The sequence below is a fragment of the uncultured Corynebacterium sp. genome (genome assembly GCF_945649885.1).
Classification (GTDB): domain Bacteria; phylum Actinomycetota; class Actinomycetes; order Mycobacteriales; family Mycobacteriaceae; genus Corynebacterium.
The window spans coordinates 1-8,373 of record NZ_CALZFS010000126.1; the positions used below are offsets into that span (position 1 = coordinate 1).

At 53.9% G+C, this 8,373-nt stretch carries 7 protein-coding genes and 1 pseudogene; all 8 read right to left on the reverse strand.

What is annotated here, in order from left to right:
• Positions 1-1,915: pseudogene (locus tag Q0M74_RS11730) on the reverse strand (hypothetical protein); the annotation flags it as partial.
• A complete protein-coding gene (locus Q0M74_RS11735; protein ID WP_293954681.1) occupies positions 1,912-3,474 on the reverse strand; it encodes a phospholipase D family protein in 1,563 nt (520 codons plus the stop codon). The gene Q0M74_RS11735 and the pseudogene Q0M74_RS11730, both read right to left, overlap by 4 nt.
• A 215-nt stretch (positions 3,475-3,689) precedes the next feature.
• Positions 3,690-4,898 (reverse strand): DUF6361 family protein, encoded by a 1,209-nt coding sequence (locus tag Q0M74_RS11740; protein WP_293954683.1) that lies wholly within the window; start codon positions 4,896-4,898, stop codon positions 3,690-3,692.
• 7 nt (positions 4,899-4,905) lie between these two features.
• Positions 4,906-6,003, reverse strand: a complete 1,098-nt coding sequence (locus tag Q0M74_RS11745; protein WP_293954685.1) for an alkene reductase — start codon at positions 6,001-6,003, stop codon at positions 4,906-4,908.
• A 60-nt stretch (positions 6,004-6,063) separates the two neighbouring features.
• Entirely contained in the window at positions 6,064-6,447 is a 384-nt protein-coding gene (locus tag Q0M74_RS11750) for a hypothetical protein (protein WP_293954687.1), read from the reverse strand.
• A 155-nt stretch (positions 6,448-6,602) separates the two neighbouring features.
• Entirely contained in the window at positions 6,603-7,079 is a 477-nt protein-coding gene (locus Q0M74_RS11755; protein ID WP_293954689.1) for an endonuclease/exonuclease/phosphatase family protein, read from the reverse strand.
• Positions 7,080-7,274: 195 nt separating this feature from the next.
• Entirely contained in the window at positions 7,275-7,469 is a 195-nt protein-coding gene (locus Q0M74_RS11760) for an endonuclease/exonuclease/phosphatase family protein (protein WP_293954691.1), read from the reverse strand.
• 33 nt (positions 7,470-7,502) lie between these two features.
• Positions 7,503-8,373 (reverse strand): SulP family inorganic anion transporter (locus Q0M74_RS11765; protein ID WP_293954693.1); only part of this gene is annotated, 871 nt, incomplete at its 5' end.

Here is an 8,373-nt window from a genome sequence, read left to right on the forward strand (position 1 = left end):
CCGCCTCATCCAGACGGTGCTGAATCTCTTCGGTCACATGATCTAGCACCATGTCTCTATCCAGGGGAAGATTCTTTCCAAGACCACGGGCAATCCTGAGTGGATCCCCGATCTCAGCAAGTGTGATGGATGGGGTCAACAATGTCAGGTGGTTAAGATTACGGGGCGCATCCCTCACCAGATCCCAGGCAAAAGAAATACGTCCCTCAGCATGTCTGTCGTCATAGTTTCTTATGTCTCTTGTATCTAATGACTGGCGTTCCACTTCATAGCTCAACAAGGCAGCCACTGACTTTGGAACCGCACCCCAAGCAGAAAACACCAATCTCTTGGTGAATCTGCGCGCCTTCTCATCGGCATAAATCCCTGCAGGGGATAGATATTCCAGGGAAGGAGGAATCCACACCAGACGGCCCGCTTCATGTTCCCTGATGTCCTGCATCAAAGCACGCATCTTTGCATTGGCAGGATTAATCTTTTGATAGTTGAGGATGTCTTTTCGATTCAGGAACGCCTTTTCATGCCTTCTCACCAATTCGGTCAAGACCTGAGACGGTGAGGAAAGCGCCTCTACCAACTTCTTCTGCACCTTATAATCAGATGGCCCCATCAGGTTCGGCGCAAAGGGAATGGAGCGCCAATATTCAAAGGTGTCGCCACCCCCAATGTGGCGGGCCAGATCTTCATAGGCTTTCCAGGTACGAATATCAGCACCTTCGAGATGCATATCTCCCAGCTGTTTTTCCACCAACATGCCATCACGATCCGGTGTTGCCGCTAATCTTTCTGTCCTGGACATCACTGTACGCAGCTGCTGTTCAATGGTGTCCTTAGCCTGTTTGGCCCGGCTGAGCCCCTCGCCGGTTTCCCCTTGAATCCCCTGTCGCATCACAGAGAGATTCCTTAAGACTGTCCCTGCACGCTCAGAGCCCGCCAGGAAACTGATGGTGTTGATGAAATCCCGATAATGATCATCACCTCCCACCTCATCAGGAAGGGTGTACATCTTATAAGGGGTTGCAGATAACACCAGGGTTCTAGACTGTCGTGAGCCAATCACCTTCAGCGCAAGTTTCTGTTCCTGGCTGAGTTTCTGCTCTTCCTCCCCAGTGGGAAAAAGATCTTTAAAACGCTGAAACTCATCCATGATCACCAGATCTGGGGTCAATAAATCAACAGCACAGGCTGCCATCTCAAAACGCAATTTTCCAATGATCTGGTTACGCCTGCGATTATCCTGCCAGGTTTTCTCCTCCGGAATCACCCATGAGTCAACATCTGGGAATAACTCATCAAGCACACCGCTCTTTCGGATTCGCTTGTTGAAGTTACTCAACAATGCGGGATCAAGATGGAGATTCTTAAAACGTTCAACCTCGCGTTTAAATGAGGCCAACCCTGCCTGGCACCTGAGGTAGTGCAACCATTTACACTCATCGATGCTGAGATCTACCGAATAGCTCAGCATCTTGTATAACAAGGCACGCTCCCCCATGCGACCAGCACTATTTCCCAGTTCAAAAGAAGTACCGGGAGTAAAGGAGATGAGTTGGACACCTGCGATCTCCTCATTGCCCATCATCGCTGGCAATAGCGTCAGTCTGTCTGCATTATCCTGCGGTATCCCCTGCGTAAGAGATCTGAGTCGCTGGAGATTCTGACGGGCAATTTGTCCATTGGAACAGATATAGACAATCGTGATTGTCTTCTCTCCATCCCACAGATGGTTGATTGCTTTAGCAGCCACTCCTTTGGCCACCATGGTCTTGCCCAACCCCACCTCATCAGCCACCAAAAAACGTCGGGTGGAGTCCTCAGCCAGCCATAGTCTGTGGAATGCATGCTCCACTGTGGCACGTTGAAACGGTTTCAGGGTGCAAAGAACATCCTCTGGATCAGGGGCTACAGCATTCATGAATCTTCCTCCGTCTCCAGAAAGTCACGGACTACATCCCACATCTGGCCGAAATCTTTAAAGATGCTCCCCTCAAACTCCCCTGACTCACTGACCTCACGCAGCTGCTCCACCCGCTCGCTCACCCGTTTAAGATAGATGGGATCCTGGGTAATAGCTTTCATCAGTGGCTCAAAAAGCACCGGTGGCGGAAGGTTCTTCTGACGGGCACTCGGGGGATCATCACGCTGGGGTCTGACCAGCATCTGTCTCTCAAAGGCACTAGGTCTAGAACCAGTTCCGAGGAGAAGCATCAGATATCTGAATTCATCTTCAGCATTGGTGATTAACTGTGACAAGGCGAGTTGGTTTCTACCAGGAAAATTATTGCTGAGGGAGGTCAACAAACAGCATGAACGGGTAATAAACTTGTCTTCATGCGCCACCAGGGTGCGCACTGCCACGAACCTGGTGATATTGCTCTTATCAATTGTCCATGACAACTCCGGAGCCAAGTCATGTTTCATCCCCGGAACAGTTAAAAGGAATACTTCGCTATTTCCCGGGGCATCATCTGGAATATCCAGTGTCAGTCTCACTAGGACCTCGCCATTATCTTTCTCCACCAGGTCCTGGTGTGGCTTTGTCAACGCCAATAACCGGTGAAATTTTGAAATGTTGAATTCAATATCACGGCTGCCCGCACTGACGCCTTCAGCTGTTTCAGGTGAATAGGATTCCATGATGCTGGCCAACCCCATGAGTCCACCACTATCACCCAGGATTGCTTCGGTACCGCAATTTTGTGTCGGGCCGGTGAGAACTGCATTGAACTCGATATTTCTTCCCCATCCGGCGTTAGTTAAGTTAGCACTACCGGTGACAGTGACAGAGGTGCCATCATGACGATCAAAGACAGTGGTTTTGGCATGAAGGCCGGAAAACTCCTGGTTATTATCCCTTTGTTCCGGTTCCTCCACCAGCACAAAACTATCCCAACCTTCCAGAGCTGTGCTGCCCAGTCGATCTAATTCCTCCGGTCGCGACAACAGCTTCTTCTCCCGGACTTCTCCCCCGATCCGATCGAGCATGTCACGGCTTAAAAATGGGCTGATAGCCACCATCTCCCCTGTCTCTTGGAAAAGTCCTTCACTGGTTGTCTCACCCATCAGCGCTAACAACCTGCCTGTTTCAAAGGGCTGCGGAACATCCAGCATCACCTGGCTGAAGGTGGAGAGCAGTCGTTCCAGATCTTCCTGCTTCTTTCCGCTCAGCTTCTCCACGGACCATTCAGGCAGTCGGGACAGGAACTCCACTGCCGGGCCGGGGTCGATCTTCCCCGTAGGTGATTCATCCAGGACCAAAAGGGTATCCCTGGCATTATCCAGGGTGAGATTTCTGCTGGTGACGAGGAAACGGTGATGGAACTGCTCTTCTTTGCAGTAGCGCACCGCCCAGATTTTCGGATGGAATACAGCATTGTCTCCGGGCGCGGTCACCTCATGGATGCTATCTTCCAAAAAGGTGAACAGTGGATTGAAGTTTGTCGGCACATGTATTCCACCAGCCTGGGTGAACACCGTGGTGCGATTGATATTGCGCTGCGTGGCATCCAGCAGGGCGATCACATCTCTTTCGGTGGAAAGAGTGTCCCCACGCAGAGCGAACACCATGGGTGTCAACAACATGGCATTAAGGTCCATGGAATAGGTGGTGGTCACGCACAGATCAAGTTCAAAACCAGGTGGGGGTTGCAGAGCTTCAGTGAGAACCACTAGATCATCTGGCTTGAGCATCAGATTTCCCCCAAGCCTGCATAGATATCCTGGAGATGTGACTGTACAAACCTCCACCGGAAATCCAGTCGTGTAGCTCCGGATTTTCCGCCCCAATTATCCAGTGACTTTTTGTTATGGAGCCGGGCCCGGTTTTTCTTGGTCTGGAATTCCCGCTCGGAAATCAGACGTCGTAAAGCAAGGTTGGTGGCTGGATTTTCCACCCGCGGGACACTCTCAAACCAGGTGCTAAAGAACTCCTTCGTCTGGCCACTCAGACTACGGTTCTGGCCCGTGACAATCGCCCAGATATCAAGCTGATCAGAGTGCTCAAGTGTGGCCATATCAGTGGCTTCCTCGCTCCACCGCTGGAGTTTTTCCTGATAATTCTCCTGTGCCTCATGCCCGGATTTATCAGCCAGCATCAAATTATAGAGAAGACTGGCCCCATGACTGTAGAAACTGAAGCGTTCAGCTAGATCGATCGGACGTTGCAGTTCCGCCGGCAGATCTTCTGTGATCATGGGATCCCAGCAATACTCCACGTTGAAATCGGAATCATGCCACAGGCTGGGTCGGTTCTGGACCAGATATGCCAGCAGGGAATCGCGTTGAAAATATGAAATGTTCTGCCGTAAATACTCCGCCTCACCGGCAGTCAGGGCAAAGGTGGTTGAGGTGAGCAGGCCCCCGGGGTTTAGCGGTAGATATTGGTGAATCCCCAGATCAATCTCATGAGAGGCTACATCCGCATTCTCTCTGACCGGTGCTTTCCCGTCCTGTTGCCGCTGCCAGAAACAGCGCTCAAAATAGTTCCGGAGGGTGAGGTCTTCAGAAATGATGCCCCACGCTTTCAAGGCGCTCCAGTACATGACGCTTGGTGGCCGGCTCAGATTCTTTCTGGCGTCCTGCCCAATGACACCAGTCAGCTCCCCACCGGTTTCCAGAGCGGTGATGAGGATGGTCTCTAGATCCCTCATCTCAAAGTGCATGGCCTCAATGGTGTCCTGCCGCGAAGCGATCTCCATCAACCAGGGTAGAAATAACACATAACGTATCCGGGTGTGCAACGTGGAGATCCCGGGGAAAAATAGATCAGCGAAGGAATCCCGAATCTGCCCTATCCCGAGATCATCCACAGTGGTTTTATCGCGGAATTGATCCACAGCTTCCATCATCCGACGGCGTTCATCCGGGTCTATCGCGAACCAACCAAAGGTAGAAGCCATGCAACCATTATGCCTGGTTGTATACGGGATAGTCGGTGTACCCCCGCTCCTCACCGACATAGAAGGTGTCTGGATTCGGCTCATTCAAGGGCGCATCCAACTGCCAGCGCCGCACCAGGTCCGGGTTGGCCAGCGCGAGTCGACCCACCGAGACGGCGTCGGTGGCCTGCTTATCCACAAGCCCCTCCGCCACCTCCCGGGTGGTGAAACTCTTGAATCCGGTGTTGAGAATCACCGGTGCGTTGACCTCATCCCTCAAGGTCTGCACAAGGTGGCCTTCCGGTTCGTGGTGCACCACCTCAACGTGGGCCAGCCCCAGAGGAGCCAGGCCGCGGGCCAGGGCGGTGTAGGTGGCCAGGACATCCTCGCGGTCATCTTCAACAGCACCCTGAATATTGTGCTCAGGTGACACACGGATGCCGGTGTTCTCCGCACCGATGGCCTCAGTAACTGCCGTGACCACCTCGATGACAAAGCGGGCCCTGTTCTCAGGGGTCCCGCCGTAGTGGTCAGTGCGGTGGTTGGCGGTGGGGGCCAGGAACTCATGGAGCAGGTACCCATTGGCACTGTGGAGCTGCACCCCATCCATTCCGGCAGCCATCGCATTGCGTGCACCCGCCACAAATTGCTCAATGATGGCAGGCAGTTCTTCTGGGGTCAGTGCGTGTGGAACCACCGGATCCACCTTGCCCGATGAAATACGGATCGGGTCTGGTGCCACAAGAGCACTGGGTGCCACGGTGCGGCCGGTTCCGGTGTGCTCCGGATGGGAGATACGGCCACCATGCATGACCTGCATGATGATCTTGCCACCCCGTTCATGGACTTCATCGGTGATCTCACGCCAGGCATTGATATGTTCCTGCGTCTGGATCCCCGGCTGACGGCCCCAGGTGCGTCCCTCCTGGATCGGCCAGGTGCCCTCAGTGATGATCATCCCAAAATCAGCACGCTGAGCGTAGTAGTCCCTCATCATCGCATTCGGGGTGCCATCAGTTTCTGCCCTGATGCGAGTCAGCGGGGCCATGACGATACGGTTCTTAAGCTCGTGGCTGCCAAGTGCAACCGGAGCGTACAAAGGATGGGTGGTGATTTGATTACTCATGGATGTTGAGTCCTCTCATTCTTCTTGACCGTGTGTGGGCATGCTATTCCTGCAACGGGATCAGCTACGGAATTGTTCCCCACGCAGAAGTGGCATGTAGGCAATCACACACCCACCAACCAGCGCACCCAGGCCACCCATGATGAGATCACTGATCGTATCTTCATAGGTGACATAGATCTGCTGGGTGATGAAGGTGAACCCGACCCACTCCACAATCTCCCACAACACACCGAGTGCAAGCCCCAAGGTTGTGGTGAGGATTACCCCGGCGCCGGGATGGCTGCCAGGTAGTGGTACTGCCCCATAACGGGCCAGAAGGAGATAGGCCACCACAGCTAAACCGCCGGCACAGATGAAGTGGATGAGCAGATCCCACCAGGTAATCGAGGTATAGAGCTCGAAAAGATTACTCCACGCCGCAATGAGAAGACTGCTGGTCAAAATGATATCCGGCCAGGGTTTCATGCCAAGGAAGCGGGCGATCACCAGTCCCGGCAGGGTAAAGGCAATGACTCCGGCCTGCGCAAGTTCAAAGAAAAAGAGTGAAAAAAAAGAAACTCAGCAGACCTGCGATGCGGATAAGGTCTGCTGTTATCTCACTGAACCCCCTCGGAGGGCGGATGAAATTGTCGATCATGATGGGAACCGTTTCGTGAAGGTGTCAGCAGAGCGTGGACTGGAAGATGATCTGAGGCCCAGACACCAGCGTACTGATAGGCATTAATCCCAACTCTATGCACCTCCCAACCGGGAGTACTGAGGATCCAATCAATACGGGCTCCCGCAGTGGGATCCCGATAATTGGGAAATGTTCCCCATTCGGTAGTCAGACGCTGTGCTGCAGCTGCCCAGGTATCGCGCAGGAGCTCATCGCCAGTGAAGATCCGGTGGGTTCGGCTGTGCTGATCAGTATTGAAATCACCGGTCAGAATGGCTGGAATTCCGCGCTGCCGGATGAAGGCACGGATGGCTTGACCGGAACGCAGGCGGGAACGCCGCGAGAGATGGTCCAGGTGGGTGTTGATCGCCAGAAAACGTGTGGCAGTCTGATGATCGAGAAAACAGGCAGCCACGAAGGCCCGGGGAAAGAGATTGCCCCAGGACCGCGACCCAGGACGCTCCGGATAATCTGAGAGGGCATATTGTTGCCAGCTTTCGAGGGTGAACCGGGTGGTGTCAAAGAAGATCGGGGTTGCTTCACCTCCATGATCACGCCCCCTCCCCTGCCCCACGGACTGGTATGAGGAGCCGAGGATATCTTGGAGGGCCTATGCCTGTCCCGGCAGCACTTCTTGAAACCCGATGACAGTGGGTTGCTCTGCGGTGAGAAGGGCCGTGATGGCAGGTTTCCGTGCCTCCCAGTGATCAACTCGGCGCGCCACCACAGCTGGCATCTGTCGACGGATATTCCATGTCATGACATGGATGGCCGGCGGAACCGCAGGCCCGATAACAACAGCCATTCTCATACCTTCCTTCCGATATTTTCTCTTTGCTCAGGGCTCGATGATTTCCCTGGGCACACCATCAGGAAAGTCCCCGTGGCGTATGCGGTAGTACTTCACAAAGGCACGCACCGCTGTGGGAAGAGTTTCATAGATATAATCATCGCCCACCAGGTTAATGAACCCTGAAGGTTCCAGGCGCCGGTACAGATCTTGTTTGACCCGCGCCATGGTGAAGCGGATGTTACGCTGTGCCAGTTTTGTGTACAGCTCTTCTAGGGCATCAACCGCAGTCAGATCGATCTCAGTGTTTGCTTCAGCATTGAGAAGGAACCATTCCACGCGATCCTCAGATTCATCAACCGCCTGCAGGGCACGTTCCACGAAGTTCTCCGCGTTGGCGAAAAATAGTGGTGAATCATAGCGGAACACCACTAATCCCTGCACGGTGGTGGCATCCTCATAATCATCCAGGCTGTGCATCCCGGGAACCCCGGGAACGTAGCCGAGTACATCTGCATAGGGGCGAGTGATACGACGGATCAGATCCAGGATGGATATCGCCACCGCAAAACCAATACCGGCCAACACCCCGAAGAACACCACGGCTGCTGCTGTGGCTGCTGTGATGACGAATTCGCTCTTGCGGAAACCTACAATTCGACGCAGTTCCTTGAACTTAATCAACCGGGCAGCTGCGTAGATCACCAGGGCACCCAGGGCGGCATCCGGGAAGGATGCCAGGACAGGTCCGGCGAATGCCAGCACCGTCATCACAAAGATGAGCACCACCAGGGAATGCACCTGTGTTTTCGCCCCAGCGGCATCGCCGAGCACCGTGCGCGAACCACTGGAGGACACAGGAAACCCCTGGAGGAAACCATTGGCCAGGTTGGCGGAACCCAGTGCCAGCAATTCCTGG

Bases quoted from the DNA above. Each gene is read 5' to 3' on its own strand.
- Q0M74_RS11745 (WP_293954685.1), bottom strand. From the start codon at position 6,003: ATGAGTAATCAAATCACCACCCATCCTTTGTACGCTCCGGTTGCACTT.
- Q0M74_RS11740 (WP_293954683.1), bottom strand. From the start codon at position 4,898: ATGGCTTCTACCTTTGGTTGGTTCGCGATAGACCCGGATGAACGCCGT.
- Q0M74_RS11760 (WP_293954691.1), bottom strand. From the start codon at position 7,469: ATGGCTGTTGTTATCGGGCCTGCGGTTCCGCCGGCCATCCATGTCATG.